The sequence below is a fragment of the Bradyrhizobium jicamae genome, assembly GCF_018130695.1.
GTDB lineage: Bacteria > Pseudomonadota > Alphaproteobacteria > Rhizobiales > Xanthobacteraceae > Bradyrhizobium > Bradyrhizobium jicamae_B.
Genome location: NZ_JAFCJX010000004.1, coordinates 146,628 through 163,748 on the forward strand (window position 1 = coordinate 146,628; position 17,121 = coordinate 163,748).

General features: G+C 63.7%; 20 protein-coding genes. 16 read left to right on the forward strand and 4 right to left on the reverse strand.

Features of this window, described 5'->3' with window-relative positions; genetic code table 11:
• Positions 1-2 precede the first annotated feature (2 nt).
• Both JQ604_RS07520 and JQ604_RS07525 read right to left on the reverse strand, forming a co-directional pair.
• Positions 3-371, reverse strand: a complete 369-nt coding sequence (locus JQ604_RS07520; protein ID WP_212354919.1) for a tautomerase family protein — start codon at positions 369-371, stop codon at positions 3-5.
• Between the two features lie 3 nt (positions 372-374).
• Entirely contained in the window at positions 375-1,466 is a 1,092-nt protein-coding gene (locus JQ604_RS07525) for a LacI family DNA-binding transcriptional regulator (RefSeq protein WP_212354921.1), read from the reverse strand.
• 186 nt (positions 1,467-1,652) lie between these two features.
• On the opposite strand from JQ604_RS07525, the gene dapA reads away from it, so the two are divergent.
• Positions 1,653-2,564, forward strand: coding sequence for a 4-hydroxy-tetrahydrodipicolinate synthase (gene dapA, locus JQ604_RS07530; protein WP_212354922.1), 912 nt, complete (start codon positions 1,653-1,655; stop codon positions 2,562-2,564).
• A gap of 5 nt (positions 2,565-2,569) precedes the next feature.
• On the opposite strand, the gene JQ604_RS07535 is transcribed toward dapA, so the two are convergent.
• Positions 2,570-3,472: a LysR family transcriptional regulator gene (locus tag JQ604_RS07535; protein ID WP_212354924.1), complete on the reverse strand. Its 903-nt coding sequence runs from the start codon at positions 3,470-3,472 to the stop codon at positions 2,570-2,572.
• Positions 3,473-3,663: 191 nt separating this feature from the next.
• Here JQ604_RS07535 and JQ604_RS07540 point away from each other — a divergent pair, with 191 nt between their 5' ends.
• The 10 genes from JQ604_RS07540 (at position 3,664) to JQ604_RS07585 (ending at position 11,581) form a co-directional block, all read left to right on the forward strand.
• Positions 3,664-4,854, forward strand: coding sequence for a CaiB/BaiF CoA transferase family protein (locus JQ604_RS07540; RefSeq protein WP_212354930.1), 1,191 nt, complete (start codon positions 3,664-3,666; stop codon positions 4,852-4,854).
• On the forward strand, positions 4,851-6,014 hold the full coding sequence (locus JQ604_RS07545; RefSeq protein ID WP_212354932.1) for an acyl-CoA dehydrogenase family protein: 1,164 nt from the start codon (positions 4,851-4,853) through the stop codon (positions 6,012-6,014). Before JQ604_RS07540 ends, JQ604_RS07545 begins: the two co-directional genes overlap by 4 nt.
• A 10-nt stretch (positions 6,015-6,024) precedes the next feature.
• Positions 6,025-6,432, forward strand: a complete 408-nt coding sequence (locus tag JQ604_RS07550) for a MaoC/PaaZ C-terminal domain-containing protein (protein WP_212354934.1) — start codon at positions 6,025-6,027, stop codon at positions 6,430-6,432.
• 3 nt (positions 6,433-6,435) lie between these two features.
• On the forward strand, positions 6,436-6,867 hold the full coding sequence (locus JQ604_RS07555; RefSeq protein ID WP_212354936.1) for a MaoC family dehydratase: 432 nt from the start codon (positions 6,436-6,438) through the stop codon (positions 6,865-6,867).
• The gene (locus JQ604_RS07560) at positions 6,864-7,817 is read left to right on the forward strand and encodes a dihydrodipicolinate synthase family protein (protein ID WP_212354938.1); all 954 of its coding nucleotides are present in this window, start codon (positions 6,864-6,866) and stop codon (positions 7,815-7,817) included. Before JQ604_RS07555 ends, JQ604_RS07560 begins: the two co-directional genes overlap by 4 nt.
• An 11-nt stretch (positions 7,818-7,828) precedes the next feature.
• A complete protein-coding gene (locus JQ604_RS07565; RefSeq protein ID WP_249158101.1) occupies positions 7,829-8,131 on the forward strand; it encodes a DUF4286 family protein in 303 nt (100 codons plus the stop codon).
• A gap of 126 nt (positions 8,132-8,257) precedes the next feature.
• Positions 8,258-9,094: an ABC transporter substrate-binding protein gene (locus JQ604_RS07570; RefSeq protein WP_212354942.1), complete on the forward strand. Its 837-nt coding sequence runs from the start codon at positions 8,258-8,260 to the stop codon at positions 9,092-9,094.
• A gap of 16 nt (positions 9,095-9,110) precedes the next feature.
• The gene (locus JQ604_RS07575; RefSeq protein ID WP_212354944.1) at positions 9,111-9,842 is read left to right on the forward strand and encodes an amino acid ABC transporter permease; all 732 of its coding nucleotides are present in this window, start codon (positions 9,111-9,113) and stop codon (positions 9,840-9,842) included.
• On the forward strand, positions 9,839-10,639 hold the full coding sequence (locus JQ604_RS07580) for an amino acid ABC transporter ATP-binding protein (protein WP_283817964.1): 801 nt from the start codon (positions 9,839-9,841) through the stop codon (positions 10,637-10,639). The genes JQ604_RS07575 and JQ604_RS07580 overlap by 4 nt, the downstream gene beginning before the upstream one ends.
• A 15-nt stretch (positions 10,640-10,654) precedes the next feature.
• Positions 10,655-11,581: a dihydrodipicolinate synthase family protein gene (locus tag JQ604_RS07585; protein ID WP_249158102.1), complete on the forward strand. Its 927-nt coding sequence runs from the start codon at positions 10,655-10,657 to the stop codon at positions 11,579-11,581.
• A 46-nt stretch (positions 11,582-11,627) separates the two neighbouring features.
• On the opposite strand, the gene JQ604_RS42110 is transcribed toward JQ604_RS07585, so the two are convergent.
• Positions 11,628-12,398: an IclR family transcriptional regulator gene (locus JQ604_RS42110; RefSeq protein WP_212354948.1), complete on the reverse strand. Its 771-nt coding sequence runs from the start codon at positions 12,396-12,398 to the stop codon at positions 11,628-11,630.
• Between the two features lie 216 nt (positions 12,399-12,614).
• On the opposite strand from JQ604_RS42110, the gene JQ604_RS07595 reads away from it, so the two are divergent.
• Genes JQ604_RS07595 through JQ604_RS07615 form a run of 5 tightly spaced genes read left to right on the forward strand, consistent with a single transcriptional unit; the run spans position 12,615 to position 17,085 of the window.
• Positions 12,615-13,424 (forward strand): transporter substrate-binding domain-containing protein, encoded by an 810-nt coding sequence (locus JQ604_RS07595; protein ID WP_249158121.1) that lies wholly within the window; start codon positions 12,615-12,617, stop codon positions 13,422-13,424.
• Between the two features lie 20 nt (positions 13,425-13,444).
• A complete protein-coding gene (locus JQ604_RS07600; protein WP_212354950.1) occupies positions 13,445-14,161 on the forward strand; it encodes an amino acid ABC transporter permease in 717 nt (238 codons plus the stop codon).
• Positions 14,161-14,976 (forward strand): amino acid ABC transporter permease, encoded by an 816-nt coding sequence (locus JQ604_RS07605; protein WP_212354952.1) that lies wholly within the window; start codon positions 14,161-14,163, stop codon positions 14,974-14,976. The genes JQ604_RS07600 and JQ604_RS07605 overlap by 1 nt, the downstream gene beginning before the upstream one ends.
• Positions 14,973-15,719, forward strand: a complete 747-nt coding sequence (locus JQ604_RS07610) for an amino acid ABC transporter ATP-binding protein (RefSeq protein WP_349631066.1) — start codon at positions 14,973-14,975, stop codon at positions 15,717-15,719. Before JQ604_RS07605 ends, JQ604_RS07610 begins: the two co-directional genes overlap by 4 nt.
• Positions 15,720-15,768: 49 nt before the next feature.
• Positions 15,769-17,085 (forward strand): NAD(P)/FAD-dependent oxidoreductase, encoded by a 1,317-nt coding sequence (locus JQ604_RS07615; protein WP_212354954.1) that lies wholly within the window; start codon positions 15,769-15,771, stop codon positions 17,083-17,085.
• Positions 17,086-17,121 lie beyond the last annotated feature (36 nt).

A 17,121-nucleotide genomic window follows, 5' to 3' on the forward strand; every position in this document is an offset into this window, starting at 1 on the left:
CGTCAGTCGCTGGCGAGCTTGGAATCGTGCGACACCTCGCTGCGGTCGCGATCGAGGAAATAGACGGCGACGTCGTCGCCGGGCACGCCATAGGCGCTGCACACGCCGCGGGTCAACGCGATGGCTGCGGCGCGACGCTCGGCCTCGCTGCGGCGGAAGGCGTGGACCTTGAGCAGGATGCGCTGGCCGGTCGCCTCCGCGCCGAACGTGCCGGCATGCGCGTAATCGTCAGGCGCGATGGGCAGGAAATAGAGTGTGACCGTGTCGGCGGTCACGCCGAACGCCGACATCAGGCCGTCGGTCACGGCCCGCGCCAGCGCAGCCTTGCGCTGGGACGGAACTTGCGGGGCGAGCACTTCGACATAAGGCATCGATCAGACCTTCGCGGGTTTGGCCGCAGACGATTTGGATTTGGAGGCGGCAGACTTGGGCTTGCCGGCCCTGGCTGCGCTTGTGGCTTCGATCCGGCGGCAGGAGTCGCGCTGCACCAGACGCGCGCCGACGCGATATTCGCGCACGCCGTCACTGCCATTTCCCTTGGCATCCATGCGATGCAGCAGTCGGTCGACAGCGAGATTGGCGAGGTCGCGCGCACCGTTGTCGACGATACTGATCGCCGGGCGATGCCATTCGAACCACGGCATGTCCTCGTAACAGAGCAGCGAGAGGTCGTCGGGGATGGCGATGTTGCGCTCCGCCGTCACGCGCAGCACGCCGAGCGTCGCCTCGTGATTGGCGACGAAGATTGCGCTGGGCGGGCGGGGCAGGTCGAGCAGCTTGCGGGCGCAGGTCGCGCCGGTCTCGGGCACGAAATGGCCGGCATGAATCAATGTGTCGTCCTTGGCGATGCCGGCTTCGCGCAGCGCGCGGACATAGCCGGACAGTCGCTCACGGCCGGACGTGGTGTCCTGGCGGCCGACGATCAACCCGATGCGCTTGTGCCCAAGCTCGATCAGATGGCGCGTGCCGAGATAGGCGCCCTGCGGATCGTCCGCGAGCACGGTCTCCAGATCAGTTGCGTCATCGCGCCGCACCAGGCAGACGATCGGGACGTCCTTTGCCAGCGCCTCGAGCTGGGCGCCGTTCTTGCCGGTGGGCACGACGATCAGCCCGTCGATGCGATGGTCGACCAGCGTGGTGAGGGTGTCGCTTTCCTGCTGTGTATCATCGCCGCCGATGCACAGAAGCATCTGATAACCCAGCGCCTTCAGGCGCGCCTGCACGACTTCAGCCATCACCTGGAACGAGGCGTTGGTGAGATTGTGGACCAGCAGCGCAACAAGCCGCGATTGCCCGGTCTTGAGGCCGCGCGCGATCGGGTTCGGCCGATAGCCGAGTTCGCGCGCGATGCGCGTCAGGCGTTGCTGCGTGCGCTCGCTGGTCAGCCCGGTCCCCGTCAGCGCTCGGGAAGCCGTGCTGACCGAAACGCGGGCCGCCTGTGCCACATCTTTGAGCGTGACGCTCATCAAACCTGCCGCTAGACTGCAAACGATTGCAAAAAGCTAAGAGCTAATTCCACGCGGATCAAGCTCAAAAAATAGATGGTGTTGCCCAATGCAGAGCCAGTTTCGCAATCGTTTGCAAAAAAGATGCGGATATTCCGCAGACGCTTGCCATCCCCTCCCTTCACCTGAATTTCAGGCTGGTTCCCGATGAAGACGTTTCGCGGCACCTACACCGTCATGATCACTCCGTTCACGCCGGCGGGCGACGTCGACGTCGCGGCGCTGCGCGCGTTCGTCGATTGGCAGATTGCTGAGGGCATACACGGGTTGATTCCGCTCGGCTCGACGGGCGAATTCCTGTCGCTCGATGATGACGAGAAGGCGCTGGTCGCGGAGGTCGTCATCAAGCAGGCCGCGGGGCGCGTGCCCGTTCTGATCGGCACCGGCGCGGAAGATACGCGCGAGGTGGTGCGCCTCAGCCGCCGTGCCGAAAGATTGGGCGCCGACGGCGTGATGATCATTCCGCCGTTCTATTCGACCCCGACCGATGAGGAGCTCGTCCATCACTACAAGACGGTGGCGGATGCGATCTCCTTGCCCATCATGGTCTACAACAACCCGGCGACCGCCAACGTCGACCTCAAGCCACCACTGGTGGCGCGCATCGCCGAGATCGACAACTGTCTCTATATCAAGGAGTCGACGCTGGAGGTGACGCGCGTGCGCGACATCATCCGCCTCTGCGGCGACCGGATGACCGTGTTCGGCGGCATCCTCGGCTTCGAATCCTTCGTCGAGGGCGCGCAGGGCTGGGTGGCCGTGGCCTCCAACGTGGTGCCGTCCGAAATGGCGCGGATCTTCAGCCTGGTTGCCGATCAGGGGGCGATCAAGGAGGCGCGCGAGCTCTACCTGAAATACCTGCCCGTGATCGAATTCGTCGGCGGCCAGGCCTATGTCGCCGGCAGCAAGGCGCTGCTCGGCCATATGGGGCTTGCGGTCGGCCATCCGCGACCCCCGCGGCTGCCGTTGCCGGCCGCGCAGGATGCGGCTGCGCTCGCGCTCGTCAAGCGGTTCGGTTTGGCGTGGCCAACTGCAGCATTATCGCGAGCGAGCGCATGACCGCCTCACTGCCGAGCCGCCGCAATCCGGGCCGCGATTTCCTCGCGCGCATGTTTGATCAGGGATTGCGTCAGCCGCTGCTGCATGCGGCCGGCCGGCACGATGGCGGATACTGTAACTTCCGTCCTCGGCTTGAACGGCACTCTTCTGAGGCGACTGTAGCGCTTGGAGGAGGCTGTCAGCTCGTCCATGATGGTGACGCCCAGCCCTTCCTCGACGAAATGCCCGGCGACATTCATGAAGCGCACGTCGATGGCGGGGGCAAAGTTGACGGCGCTGCGGCGGAACGCCTCCTGGATCAGGCTGCTGATGCGGCTCGACGTGCGGGCGTTGATCAGCGGTGTCTCGCGCAGATCGGTCGGGCTGACGAAGCTCAGTTCCACCAGCGGACTGTCGGCAGGACAGGCGCAGACCATGTCGAGCTGCGCCAATGGCAGATAGTCCAGTGTCGGACGCGGATGCGGCTCCATGGCGAAGCCGATGTCGACGATTCCGGTCTCGACATATTCCAGGAGGTCGTCGAGCCGCTGCGTCTCCAACGAAATCTCGACGCCGCCGTGATCGCGGCTGAAGCGTGCGACCACCTGCGGCAGCAGCGATTCCGACAGCTCGGAGGTTGCGACGATTCGCATCCGTCCCTTGCGGCCGGCACGCAGATGCGCCGCCGTCTGGCTGATCAGATCCTGCATCAGGAACAGCGGCTCGGCCTCCGCGAGCAGGATCTGCGCCTCCTGCGTCGGGACCATGCGCTTGTTGATGCGGTCGAACAGCAGGAAGCCGAGGGCGGTCTCCGCATGCTTGATGGCGTTGCTGACGGCGGGCTGCGACATGCCGAGATCCTGCGCGGCGGCGACGGTCGAACGCGTTCGCATCACGGCACGCAGGATTTCCAGCTGTCGAAGATTCATCGGAGTGTCCAGACATGAGTGAGCGATGACAGTGTGCATCATAGATTTCGGTTATCAACCTCGCGCGCAAAATAATTGATGGCGATGTTGTCGATGGTTCGGGCGTCAGCTTACGCTTCACGCGAAGACATCGCGCGATGGCCGACGCATTTCCGGATGCGAAGGCCCGAGCGCCAGCACGGTGTGAAGGCATGAACCTGCTCGACGGCGTCAAAATCCTCAGCTTCAATCACTATCTCGCGGGTCCGTTGGCGGCGCAGACGCTCGCCGATCTCGGCGCCGACGTCATCGCGGTCGAGCCGATCGAGGGCGCGTTTCAGCGGAACTGGGCGGTCGCCAATCATTTCGTCGCTGGCGACAGCGTCAATCATTTGGCGACCGGCCGCAACAAGCGCAGTCTCGCGGTCGATCTCAAGCATCCCGACGGTATCGCCGCGGTAAAGAAGCTGGTCGCGACTTCCGATGTCGTGATGGAGAATTTCCGGCCGGGCACCATGGCCAAGCTCGGCCTCGGCTACGACATGCTGAAGGCGATCAACCCCGGCCTGATCTATGCGGTTGCAACCGGTTTCGGATCGGAGGGACCATACAAGGATCGTCCCGGTCAGGACCTGTTGCTTCAGGCGATGTCAGGTCTTGCGATGCGGACCGGGCGGGCTGACGGCGAGCCGACGGCGGTCGGTGCCGTCATCGTCGATCAGCACGCCGCCTCGCTCTATGCCATGAGCATTCTCGCGGCACTGTTTGCGCGGACGAAGGCCGGCAAGGGCCAACTCGTCGAGGTCAATCTCTTTCAGGCCGCGCTCGATCTCCAGGTCGAGCCGCTGACGGCCTGGCTGAACGGCGCGCCGTCGCCGACCTCGCGCGGTCCGGCCGGCATCGCGGCGTGGTTCAGCCCTGGGCCTTACGGCGTTCACGCCACCGCGGACGGTCATATGGCCATCTCGATGGCCGCACCCAAGGCGCTTGCCATTGCGCTCGACAGCGAGGAGTTGAAGCAGTTCGGGGAGGCCGACAGCTTTTCGAAGCGTGAGGAGATCACGCGGATCGTTGCTCTCAGGCTGCGGCAGAAATCGACGGCCGATTGGTTGCCGTCGCTCGAGGCGGCGCGCATCTGGCACGCACCGGTGCAGGATTATAGCGACCTCGTGTCCGATCCGCAGCTCAACCACCTCGGTGCCTTCAAGAGCGCCGAGAGCGCGGGGGGCAAGCCGATCCGGATGGTCGCCCATCCGGCGCGCTATGACGGTCAGACGCCGGAAGTGCGGCTGGTGCCGCAGCGGCTGGGTGCGCAGACGCGGCAGGTGCTCGGCGAGATCGGTTACGGCGTTGCCGAGATTGAGGCGATGATCGCCGGCAAGGCCGTGGGGGTGGCGCGATGATCGACTTTTCGGTCCCTGAGGATACGCGCCTCCTGGTCGATACCGTCCGCCGCTTCGTCGAAACGGAGGTGCAGCCGCTCGAGGACGTTGTGGAGCAGACGGCCAAGGTACCGGCCGATGCGCTCGCGGTCACCAAAGCCAAGGCGCAGAAGCTCGGCCTTTACGCCATGAACATGCCGGCTGATGTCGGCGGCGGCGGGCTGTCTTGCGTCGAGCACTGTCTCGTCGAGGAGGAGTTCGGCAAGACCTCCGACGCGCTGATCCGCCGCGTGTTCGGCCAGGTCTATCCAATGCTGATGGCTTGCAAGGGCGATCAGGTCGAGCGCTATCTGTTGCCGACGGTGAAGGGCGACAAGATATGCGCCATGGCGATCACCGAGCCCGGCGCGGGCTCCGATGCCGCGTCGATCAGCACCACGGCCCATCTCGATGGCGACGAGTGGGTGCTCAACGGCACCAAGCATTTCATCAGCGACGGCGACATCGCCGACTACGTGATCCTGATGGCACTGACCGACAAGGACAAGCGGGCGCGCGGCGGCATCACGCTGTTCCTGGTCGATCGGGCTACGGCCGGCTTCAAGGTCGCACGCACCCAGCCGATGATGGGCCATCGCGGCTACGGCCACGCCGAGCTGTCTTTCGAGGACTGCCGCATTCCGAAGGCAGCCGTGCTCGGCGAGGTCGGCGGCGGCTTCAAGCTGATCATGCAGAGCGTGCTCCAGATCCGCCTTGCCCATATCGGCGCGCGCGCCGTCGGCATGGCGCAGCGGGCGCTGGAGATGATGCGCAAGCATGCCGGCGAGCGGCGCCAGTTCGGCCAGCTGATCGGCGACTTCCAGATGGTGCAGAAGCTGATCGCCGATTCCGCCACCGAGATATTCGGCGTCAAGATGATGGTGATGAATGCCGCCTGGGACATCGATCAGGGAAAAGACGCGCGCGACAAGGTCTCGATGATCAAGGTTGCAGCGTCCGAGATGCAGGGCAGGGTGGTCGACCGCGCCATCCAGGTGTTCGGCGGCATGGGTTTCAGCAAGGACCTGCCGCTGGAGCGCATGTATCGCGATGCCCGCGTTACCCGCATCTATGACGGAACCTCCGAAATCCACCGCATGCTGGTTGCGCGCAGCACCATCAAGAACGGCTTGCAGCTCTAGGGAACGCCCGATGTCTCACACACCTCTCAATCCCGGCGCCGCCTTCGCCTTCCGCAAGACCATGACGGTTGCCGAGCAGGCGATGTTCACCGGCATCAGCGGCAATCTCGGCGGTCTCTATGTCGACGCCGTCCGCGCCAAGAAGGCGGGTGCGTCCAACATGGTGGCCTTTGAGCTCGCGGTCGGCGGCCTCGCCACCACCTGCCTCAGCCAGCTCGGTGGTCCCACGCGGCGTATCGGCAGCATCGCGCTGAATTTTGCCGCACCCGTGATCGTCGGCGACTCCGTCGAGGCCAGGGCCGAGATCGTGGAGGTCACCGGTGACGACGCGACCTGTCGCGTCATCTGCACGCTATCTCCGTCGGGCGTTACCGTGGTGGATGGCACCGCGACGCTGGTTCCCTTTACGAAGGCCTGAGCCATGTACGAGGCAAAATCCTTCGACGATCTGAAGGTCAACGACAGGGTCAGCCTGAGCAAGACCATCACCGAGGCGGATGGCGCGATGTACATCGCGGCCACCGGCGATTTCGGCCCGGTCCATGTCGACGAGGTCTATGCGGGCGCCACGCGCTTCGGCCGCAGGCTTGCGCCGGGAATCATGGTTGCGGGCCTCTGCACCAGCATTTTGACCAGCGAGCTCGTGGGCACCATCGGCGTGTCGGTGGAGGACCGGTTCTGGTTCACGGGACCTGTGTTCTACGGCGACACGCTCACCTTCGACGTGTGGATTGCCGAGCAGCACGACGAGACCCGCACCATCATCTGGGAAGCCAGCGCCCGCAACGAAGGCGGCCTCGAAGTGCTGAAGGCGCGGGCGAGCCTGAAATTCCCGCGACGGAAACCGTCATGAGCAAGCCGATGGAGAAACCCGATTTGCGCGGCGTCACGGTCGCGACCGTGCTGCCCTTCAGGAGCGACAGCTCGATCGACTGGGATGGCTATGCGCGCCTGCTCGATTATTGCGCGTGCCCGGATGGAATCGCGGCGGTGTTCGTCAACGGACATGCCGGCGAGGGTGGCTCGCTCTCGGACGACGAACGGCAGGCGGTGATCGAGCGGACGCGCGGGCAAATCGGTGGCAAGCCGCTTCTGGCCGGCATCATCGCGCATTCGACCGCAGAAGCGATTCATCAGGCCCGGTTCGCCGAATCCGCCGGCGCGGATTGCGCCGTGCTGTTCCCGCCGGCCCCGCTCGGCGGCGGCGCATCGGCCACCTCGCGCGCGCCGGTGGCCTTCGTGCAGGCCGTCAGCTCCGCCATCAACATTCCCGTGTCGATCTTCCAATATCCGCTTGCGTCAGGCTTTGGCTATTCGCCGGAGACGCTGGCGAAGATCGCTGCGCTCGACAGCGTCATCGCCATCAAGGAGGGCAGTGACACCATCTTCGCCTATGACGAGAACCGGCGTGCCGTGAAGCAGGCCGATCCCACCGTCGCGATCCTGCCGTCGAACTTCAACTGGTTCCTGCCGCAGCTCGCGATCGGCGGCGACGGTATCCTCTCCGGTCTCGTCAGCCTCGCGCCGAATCTGTTCATCGATCTCTGGCAGGCCTCGCTCATGGATGATCTCAAGGCGATGCGCGCCGTCAACGAGCGCCTCTATCCGATCGTCCGCGCGATCTACGGGCCGGCGCCGATCATGGACATGCACACGCGCATGAAGGTCGGGCTGAAGGCGCTCGGCCTGATCCGCAACGCCGATCCGCGGCCGCCGCTGCTGCCGGTTCTGCCTGCGCTGTGCGACGCCATTGCAACGACGGTCGGCGCGGCGCGCACGGCCGGCGACATCCGTCCGGCATGAGGAACGAGCCGATGCCGGACGCAGCCTTCATCCACATCGTGCGGGTCGACATCGATCCCGAGCATGAGGCTGCGTTCAATGCCTGGTACGAGCAGAAGCATTTTCCTGATCTGCTCGCCTGTCCCGGCTGGCTCTCGGCAAGGCGCTTCGTCTCCATCGGCGACGGTCCGAAATACGCGGCCATGTACGAGGTCGCGGGACGATGGGCGTTCGAGACACCGGAGTTTCTGAAGGTGAAGGGATTCGGCCCGTTCGAATCCCTGGTGAGGAATTTCATGCGCATCCAGCTCAAGCCGATGTCGGGACCGGCCTGAAGGGATCGATGATGATGATGCAGCCTGCCGTGTCCGAAAGATCCGGTTGGCGGCATCCAAGAACGTTGAGGGGGAAAGCCGGGCGGGGGATTGCATCGGTCATTGGCGTCTTACTGGAGGTACAACATGTTCTCGACACTGCTTCGCTTGGGTACCGCTGCGGCACTCGTTCTCGCGTCCAATGCGGCGCACGCCGCATGCACGGCGGCGATTGCCGACGGCGATCTGATCGCGCCGGGGAAATTGCAGCTCTCGATCAACCCGACCAATCCGCCGCAGCAATTCGTCGACAAGGACGGCCAGCTGCAGGGCCTCAACGTGGAACTCGCTGCCGAGCTCGGCAAGCGGTTGTGCCTTCCGGTCGAGCTCATTCGGATGGACTTTCCGGCGATGATCCCGGCCATGGGCGCGGGCCGTATCGACGGCATCAATACCGGCATGTTCTGGACCGAGGAACGTTCGAAGCTGATGTACATGGTGCCTTACTCCATTCAGGCCATTTCGGTCGTGGTTGCGCCGGACAGCGGCACAAAAATTGCTACCGAGTCTGACCTGATCGGAAAAACTTCCGCGGTCGAGGTCAGCACCTACCAGATGAATTGGCTCAAGAAGCTCAGCGATGCGAACGTGGCGAAGGGCGGCCCCGCCATCGAGATGCGTACGTTCCCGACCGCGACCAACGTCGTCAGCGCACTGCTCGCGGGCCAGGTGGACAACGCGCTGCTCGTCGACAGCGTGGCGCGCGATCTCGTTGGCCGCGGCCGCGTGAAGGAAGTCTTGAGCGGGCTCGGCACGGCGCGGACCACGCTCGGTTTCCGCAGCAAGACGGTCGCCGATACGGTCGTCAAGGCACTCAACGCGATGCGGGCTGACGGCTTCTATCAAGCGCTGTTCGACAAGTTCGGCCTGACCGCCATGCCGGCCGATCAGCCGCTTGCGATCGCCGGCCCCGGTCCGGCCTGAGATACGGAGACGACCGATGAGCCATTTCAGTCCGACGGCCGCCGTCAGCTACTTCTTCAACTACTTCCTGATGAAGGGAGTGCTCGTCACCATTGGCTTGACGGTGGCGGCGGTGATCGGCGGATTGATCCTCGGCATGGGCATCGCTTTGATGCGCATGTCGTCCAATCCGGTCTTGTCTGGCTTCTCGCGCTTTTACATCTGGTTCTTCCGTGGCACGCCGCTGCTGATCCAGCTCGTGGTGATCTATAGCGGCCTGCCGCAGCTGGGGATCAAGTTCTCGGTGATCACCTGCGCGCTGGTCGGCCTGATCCTCAACGAGGCGGCCTATCTCGCCGAGATCGTGCGCAGCGGCTTCATGGCTGTCTCGGCGGGACAGCGCGAAGCTGCCTGGGCGCTCAGCCTGTCGCCCTGGGTGACGTTCCGTCGCGTCACGCTGCCGCAGGCGTTCCGGCTGATGATCCCGCCGCTCGGCAATTCCATCAACTCGCTGCTGAAGGCAACATCGCTCGCCTCGGTGATCTCGGTGGAAGAGCTCATGCGCCGCAGCGACATGCTGATGCAGGAGCATTTCCAGATCCTCGAGGTCTATGCGGCCGCGACAGCCTATTACCTGATCCTGACCTCGGTCTGGGATGCGGTCCAGCGGCGGCTGGAGAAGCATTTTGGCCGGTCGAGCGCCGCGAAATCCAGGCGGGTCGCGGCGAGGGCGCCGGTTGCGCAAGCAAGCGTGGAGGCGCGGGCATGAGTGAAACGTCGATGAACCCGGCCGGTGGTGTCGAAGGCGCAATGGCGCAGCCGCAATTGCGTGAGGTCCCTGCGGTTCGCATGGAGGCCGTCTACAAGCACTATGGCGATTTCACCGCGTTGGATGAGGTCGATCTCAAGGTCGCCAAGGGCGAGAAGATCGTGGTCTGCGGCCCCTCCGGCTCGGGCAAGTCGACGCTCATTCGCTGTATCAACCACATCGAGAAGCACGACGAGGGCCTGATCTATGTCAACGGCATCGAGCTCGACCATCAGCGCAAGAACATCGATGCGGTGAGGCGTGACACCGGCATGGTGTTCCAGAGCTTCAACTTGTTCCCGCACATGACGGTGCTCGAGAACTGCATCCTGGCGCCGATGACCGTCAACGCCATGACGGAGGCGGAGGCCAAGGATCTCGCCATGCATTTCCTGACAAAAGTCCGGATTCCGGATCAGGCTGAGAAATTCCCCGGGCAGTTGTCCGGCGGCCAGCAGCAGCGCGTCGCGATCGCGCGCGCGTTGTGCATGCGGCCCAAGATCATGCTGTTCGACGAGCCGACCTCCGCGCTCGACCCTGAAATGGTCAAGGAAGTTCTGGAGACGATGAAGAAGCTCGCGGAAGAGGGCATGACCATGCTGTGCGTGACCCACGAGATGGGTTTTGCCCGTGAGGTCGCTGACCGCATCGTGTTCATGAACGAGGGAAAGGTCGTCGAGCAGGCCGCGCCGGAGGAGTTCTTCAAGCATCCGAAGTCCGAGCGGGCGCGGACGTTCCTCGACCAGATCATTCACTAGCCGATGTCGGCGGGGATGCGGACATTCAGCGATCGCCTGCGCGGCATCCATGCCGCGACGATCGTGCCGATGACGCCTGATTTCCAGATCGATGAATCTCAGTTGGCAACGCACCTGGCGTCGGTCGCGTCAGTGCCCGAGATCAACGGTCTTCTGGTCAACGGACACGCCGGCGAGAATTTCGTGCTGACGCTGGCCGAGAAGCGACGCGTGGTGGAGCTGGCGCGTCAGCACGCGAAGGACTGCCTGATCGTCTCCGGCGTCAATCACGAATCCAGTCTCGAAGCCGCGCGCGAAGCGGCTGCGCTGGAGCAGGCCGGAGCCGACGGGCTCCTGGTGTTTCCTCCGAACAGCTGGGCGCTCGGTCACGCCGACGACTGTGTCATTGAGCATCACCGCCATATCCGCGATGCGACGACCGTGCCGCTGATGCTCTATGCCGCGCCGGTCGGTGCGGGCGCCATGGCCTATCCACCGCCGTTGCTGGAGCGGCTCGTCGCCGATCTGCGCTTTGTCGCGATCAAGGAGGGCAGCTGGGAGGTTGCGACTTACGAGCAGAACCTGCGGCTGATCCACAAGCTGCGGCCGGAGTTCGTCGTGCTCGGATCCGGAGACGAACATCTGCTGACGAGCTATCTCGTCGGTTCGGCCGGTAGCCAGGTCAGCCTTGCCTGTGTGGTGCCGGAGCTTGTCGTCAGCTTATGGAGTGTTGCGCAAGCCGGCGATTGGGAGCGAGCGCGGGCCGCGCACGAGAAGCTCTATCCGCTGGCGGTCGCGATTTATCGCGATGCGCCTGGAGGACGGGCGTCGGTGCGGCTCAAGGCCTGCCTGAAGTTGCTCGGACGTCTCTCATGCGCCTCGGCCCGGCCGCCGCAGACGTCGGTGACGCCAAACGAGTTGCGGACGCTAGAGCGGGCACTGCGGCTCGCTGGTGCGCTCTAAGCTGAGCGAAGCTCGTTAAGCCATTGCCGCACGTTCCCAATCCGCCCTACTGACCGACGATGGCGTTGATCTCCTCCTCGAGGAGAGCGCCATAGCGTTCGATGACGCCGGGTCCGGCCTTGGCGCAGAGCAGCGTGAAGCTGAGCGCGGCGCCCGGCTTTTCTCCCGGCGTGATGATCGGCATTCCGACGCCAGCGATGCCTGGAATGAGCCCGCCCATATCCACGGCGTAGCCCCGCCGGCGGGTGTCGGCGATCAACTGCCGAACCTTTTCCTCGGTGAGATTGCGATAAGATGCATAGCGCCCGAGATTGGCGCGGATGATGTAGTCCTGCTCGTCCTCGTCGAGGAATGCAAGCATCGCGATCGAACCGGGACCGACGCCGAGAGGCACGAAGCCGCCGATTGATCCCGTCAGCGTCGGCACGATGCATTCGCCGTCGCGCCGGTCGAGACAGACGGAATCGTGGTTGAAACGAGCCATCAGATGGGTCGTGTCACCGGTGCGCCGCCTGAGTCGGGTCAGGGCGACTTCGCAGCGGCTGATGATTCCGGGGCCGCGCGCCGCGCGCACGCCATAGATCGCCATGCGCGCACCCAACCGGTAGCGTCGTTTCTTGTCGTCGCGGGCGAGCAGCTTGTGGCCGACCAGCGTGTTGAGGATGCGGTGACAGGTGGCGGTATTGAGCCCGGAGAGCGCCGCCAATTGTTTCAGCGACAGGCCGTCGACTCCACCATCGGCGACGAGATCCAGCAGGGCGACGGTCCGGTCGAGCAGTTGGGCTCCACCGGAGGATGGCTGGGCGGTTGGACGCATAAAATCTCATATTATGAAAAAACTACCGCTGACAACTTGCCTATTGAAAAAGATCAGCATCCAATGATGAAAATTAGGTCGCTCAAGAGAGATGCACATTTTTCGAGCGGCCCGATTTCTGCATTCGCACACAAGACGGCTGACGTGGCGCTGCGGCAACAGCGCGCGAAGCCGCGATTTACCCAGAGGAACAGGATGACAGGCTTCAAAAGGATGATGGGCGTTTCTGCCCTCGCGCTCGCGACCGTCTTCGTTGCTGGCGCCGCGGTGGCGGGGACGCTCGATAACGTCAAGGCACGCGGCAAGCTGATCGTCGGCGTGAAGAACGACTACGTACCTTACGGCTATTTGAACGATAAGGGTGAAGTCGTCGGCTTCGAGGTCTCGCTGGCGAAGTACGTTGCCAGGGAACTCCTCGGCTCAGAGGACAAGATCGAACTCGTGCCGGTCATCGCTGCCAATCGCATCGATTTCCTGACCGCAGGCCGTATCGATGCGATCTTCGCCACACTTGGCGTTACGGCCGAGCGCGCCAAGGTCATCGACTTCACGACGGAATATGTTTCCGCCGCCGGCCCATCGGTGCTGATGGCCAAGGAGACCATAATCTCCAAGTGGGAAGAGCTGAAAGGCAAGTCGGTCTGCGGCATTCAGGGCTCCTACTACAACAAGAAGATGACTGAGGAGTTCGGGATCACTCTCGTCGCCTTCAAGACGCAGCCGGAAGCCTATCGCGCGCTGAAGGACAATCGCTGCATCGGCTTTGTGTTCGACGACATGACGCTTCAGCAGAAGCTCAAGGAAGCCGACTGGACAGGCTACAAGATCGCCGTTGCACCGTATGAATTCCAGCCGATGGCGGGCGGCGTGCGGAAGGACGACGCCGAGTTCCGCGAAGCCGTCGACAAGGCCATCGGCAAGGCCGAGGCCGAAGGCAAGCTGATCGCGTGGGAGACCGAGTTCGGCATGCCGCACTCCGACTATATTGCCGCGCGGGCAAAGGCTGCTTCCGCGAAGAAGAACTGACGGGTACGGAGCCGCAGCCCTTGTTAGGTCTCGATTATTCCTGGCTCGCGGATCCGGCGTACCAGCGGTGGCTGCTGATCGGTGTCGTCAACACGTTGAAGCTGGCGGCGCTCTCGTCGAGCGCCGCCATCGTCATCGGCATGCTCGGGGCGCTCGGCTTCACCTTCAGGATATTCTGGCTCGACGCCCTGATCGAGCTGTTCGTCGAGGTGTTTCGCAACACGCCGCCGCTGCTGCAGATGCTGTTTGCCTATTTCACGCTCTCGACCCTCGGGCTCAAAGTGACCGATCCGTCGACCGGGCTGTCGGTGCCGCTGCTCAGTGCCTTTGCTTGCGCGGCCATCTCGCTCAGTCTCTTCGGCGGGGCACTGGCCATCGAAGCCTTTCGCTCGGGGATCGAAACCATGCCGCGGTCGATCGTCGACGCGGCGCGGTCACTCGGGTACGGCCGATGGGCCCGCTTCTGGCGCATCGAGGCGCCGATCGCGACCCGCATCTGTCTGCCGGCGCTGACGAACATCCTGACCAATCTCTTCAAGACGACGTCGCAGGCGTCAGTCATCACCGTGCCGGAGCTGATGTACTACGCCGGGCAGATCTACAATGACACGTTTCGCACGCTGGAGGTGATGATCCTCGTGCTCCTCATCTACGTGGCGCTGGTGTCGATGCTCACATTCGCGATGGCAAGGCTCGAAGCCTTCATGGCCTTCCCGGGATACGGACGGGGGCTTTGATGGCGGGATTCGCGCTTCATTACGACGACAAGAAGCGCGCCGTTCAGTTGCTGATCGCCCTTGGCGTGGTGGTCTGGATCGCTGTCGATGCCGCGACCGGCGGCTCGGCATACTGGACCCGCGTGCTGCTGCGGCTTCCCCTGCTACTGACCGGCTCGGCATCCGGTTGGCCGGTCACCGGCGGCTTTGTCCTCAATATTCTCCTCTCGATCGCTTCCATGGTTCTGGCGACCGTGCTCGGCACGATCATGGGTCTTGGGACGCTTGCGCGCGTCGGATTGATCCGGGTCCCGTCTGTTCTGCTGGTGAACTTCCTGCGCAATTCACCCTGGCTCGTTCTGCTCTTTGCAACGCTCTATTTCCTCCCCTTCGAGATGCGCATCTTCGGCACGATCGTTCCGTTCCCGCCATTCGTGAAAGCCGTGATCGGCCTTGCGCTGCCGACGGCGGCGAATCTCTCCGAGGTGATCCGCGGCGCGGTTCAGTCCGTTCACAGCGGCCAATGGGAAGCGGCGCGTTCGCTCGGCTACAATACCTTGCAGATCTATCGCCACGTGATCATGCCGCAGGCGATGCGGCGCATGATCCCGGGCTGGATGAATCTCTATGCACTATTGATGATTGCGACCGCGCTCGCGACCGTCACCGGCATCCAGGACGTCCTGACGATCCTCAACACGTTGCTCGCCATGGAGAATGAGCGGGTGATCGTCTATTTCTACCTGACCATCCTCTTCCTGTTCATCGCCTACTGCTATCCAATCGCGGCCATTGCGCGCCGGCTCGAACGTGCCGTGAAGGGAGACAGCCTGTGAGCCGCATCGAAGCGCTGATCGAGCTCGACAACGTCCGCAAGTCCTTCGGCGACTTCGAGGTTCTCAAGGGCATTTCGATGTTCGTGCAAAAGGGCGAGGCCGTCTGCATCATCGGTCCCTCCGGATCGGGCAAGTCCACCATCCTGCGCTGCATCAACGGCCTGTTTCCAATCGATGAAGGCTTTATTCGCGTCGGCGAACATCGCGTGCACGAACTGAAATCGGACAAGGCGATGCGGGCGTTGCGCCATCAGGTGGCGATGGTGTTCCAGCAATACAACCTGTTTCCGCATCGCACGGCGCTGCAAAACATCATGATGGCGCCCATCCAGGTTCTCGGACACGACCGCGCCGAAGTCGAGGAGCGCGCCCGCAAGCTGCTGAAGAAGGTGCGGCTCTCCGAGAAGGCGGACAGCTATCCGGGTCAGCTCTCCGGCGGGCAGCAGCAGCGCGTGGCCATCGCCCGCGCACTCGCGATGCAGCCGGAGGTCATCCTGTTCGACGAGGTGACGGCGGCGCTCGATCCTGAAACGGTGAAGGACGTGCTCTTCGCCATCCGCGAGCTGGTGGAGGAAGGTCTTACCTGCATCCTCGTAACGCACGAGATGAAGTTTGCCCGGGAGGTCTCGCAGCGCGTCTGCTTCACCGATCATGGCCTGATCGTGGAGAGCGCGCCGCCTGCAGAACTCTTCGATAATCCGCAAGATCCGCGCACGCGCGAATTCCTCGGTCAGGTTCTCTGATCGCGCCGCCTACGTTCAAAAAAGATAAGCCGGAAAGGCTTGACCCATCATGCCCCGTTTTGACGATATCTATGCCAAGGACTTCAAGGAGGCGCCCTATTGGTGGGAGGCGGCCGAACCGGAGACCGATCTCGATTCCTTGCCGGAGCGAGCCGATGTCGTCGTCATCGGTTCGGGCTATGCCGGACTGAATGCGGCGACCCATCTGGCGCGCGCCGGGCGCTCGGTCGTCGTCATCGACGGCGACCGGATCGGAGAGGGCGCCTCGACGCGGTCGGGCGGCATGGTGTCGAGCGGTCAGAAGCTGGTGGTGAGCGGCGCGATCAAGGGGATCGACCCCGTGCTGTTCTCGCGCCTGATCGGCGAAAGCAATGAGAGCTTCGACTACCTGAAGATGCTGGTCGAGACGGAGAAGCTGGATGCCGGGCTCGCGCTCACCGGCCGTTTTTTCGGTGCTCACGCTGCAGGCAACTACGAAACCCTGAAGCGACACGGCGCGCTGCTGGCGGAGAAGACCGGCGTCACCGTGCATTTCCTCGATCGCGCACAACAGCGGGCCGCGATCGGTTCCGACTACTATCACGGCGGCATGGTGATCGACCAATATGGCGGTCTGCATCCGGGCAAGTATCACAAGGCGCTGCGCGACCGCGCGCGCGCCGCCGGCGTCTTGCTGCGCTCGCATGCGCGTGCGGGCATGGTGCAGGACGGAGCAGGTGGGGAGAAGATCGTGCCGACCGCGCGGGGCAGCATCCGGGCCGCGCACGTCGTCGCAACCACCAACGGCTATACCGCCGCCGATGCGACGCCGGGGCTCGCCAGCCGCATCGTGCCGGTCAAGAGCTATCAGATCGCCACGGAGCCGCTGCCGGCTGATCTGCTGGCCGAGCTCATTCCGCAGGCGCGCATGGTGTCGGACACGCGCCGCGACCTGATCTACACCAGGCCGTCACCCGACGGGACGCGACTTCTGTTCGGTTCGCGCCCGGGCATCTTCGATACGCCGGACAAGCTTGCCGCCAAGCGGCTCTATGCGCGCATGCTGGCGATCTGGCCGCAGCTTGCAGGTGTGAAGATCACCCACGCCTGGAGCGGGCGTGTGGCCATGACTGTCGACAAGCTCGCCCATCTTGGTGCCCGCGACGGCACGGACTTCGCAGTCGGCTGCAACGGCAACGGCGTCGCGCTGATGACGTATCTCGGCTATCAGACGGCGCGGAAAATTCTCGGCCAGCAGAACACGCCCTCTGCCTTTGATCGGGACAAATTCACCGCCGTGCCGTTCTATTCGGGCAAGCCGTGGTTCCTGCCGCTCTTTTCCGGCTGGTATCGCCTGCGCGATTTCCTCGACCGCCCGGGGCGCTGACAGCAAGGCACACCTGATCCGCTTGGCGTTCCGTTT

Bases quoted from the DNA above. Each gene is read 5' to 3' on its own strand.
- JQ604_RS07520 (WP_212354919.1), bottom strand. From the start codon at position 371: ATGCCTTATGTCGAAGTGCTCGCCCCGCAAGTTCCGTCCCAGCGCAAG.
- JQ604_RS07525 (WP_212354921.1), bottom strand. From the start codon at position 1,466: ATGAGCGTCACGCTCAAAGATGTGGCACAGGCGGCCCGCGTTTCGGTC.
- dapA (WP_212354922.1), top strand. From the start codon at position 1,653: ATGAAGACGTTTCGCGGCACCTACACCGTCATGATCACTCCGTTCACG.
- JQ604_RS07535 (WP_212354924.1), bottom strand. From the start codon at position 3,472: ATGAATCTTCGACAGCTGGAAATCCTGCGTGCCGTGATGCGAACGCGT.
- JQ604_RS07540 (WP_212354930.1), top strand. From the start codon at position 3,664: ATGAACCTGCTCGACGGCGTCAAAATCCTCAGCTTCAATCACTATCTC.
- JQ604_RS07545 (WP_212354932.1), top strand. From the start codon at position 4,851: ATGATCGACTTTTCGGTCCCTGAGGATACGCGCCTCCTGGTCGATACC.
- JQ604_RS07550 (WP_212354934.1), top strand. From the start codon at position 6,025: ATGTCTCACACACCTCTCAATCCCGGCGCCGCCTTCGCCTTCCGCAAG.
- JQ604_RS07555 (WP_212354936.1), top strand. From the start codon at position 6,436: ATGTACGAGGCAAAATCCTTCGACGATCTGAAGGTCAACGACAGGGTC.
- JQ604_RS07560 (WP_212354938.1), top strand. From the start codon at position 6,864: ATGAGCAAGCCGATGGAGAAACCCGATTTGCGCGGCGTCACGGTCGCG.
- JQ604_RS07565 (WP_249158101.1), top strand. From the start codon at position 7,829: ATGCCGGACGCAGCCTTCATCCACATCGTGCGGGTCGACATCGATCCC.
- JQ604_RS07570 (WP_212354942.1), top strand. From the start codon at position 8,258: ATGTTCTCGACACTGCTTCGCTTGGGTACCGCTGCGGCACTCGTTCTC.
- JQ604_RS07575 (WP_212354944.1), top strand. From the start codon at position 9,111: ATGAGCCATTTCAGTCCGACGGCCGCCGTCAGCTACTTCTTCAACTAC.
- JQ604_RS07580 (WP_283817964.1), top strand. From the start codon at position 9,839: ATGAGTGAAACGTCGATGAACCCGGCCGGTGGTGTCGAAGGCGCAATG.
- JQ604_RS07585 (WP_249158102.1), top strand. From the start codon at position 10,655: ATGCGGACATTCAGCGATCGCCTGCGCGGCATCCATGCCGCGACGATC.
- JQ604_RS42110 (WP_212354948.1), bottom strand. From the start codon at position 12,398: ATGCGTCCAACCGCCCAGCCATCCTCCGGTGGAGCCCAACTGCTCGAC.
- JQ604_RS07595 (WP_249158121.1), top strand. From the start codon at position 12,615: ATGGGCGTTTCTGCCCTCGCGCTCGCGACCGTCTTCGTTGCTGGCGCC.
- JQ604_RS07605 (WP_212354952.1), top strand. From the start codon at position 14,161: ATGGCGGGATTCGCGCTTCATTACGACGACAAGAAGCGCGCCGTTCAG.
- JQ604_RS07615 (WP_212354954.1), top strand. From the start codon at position 15,769: ATGCCCCGTTTTGACGATATCTATGCCAAGGACTTCAAGGAGGCGCCC.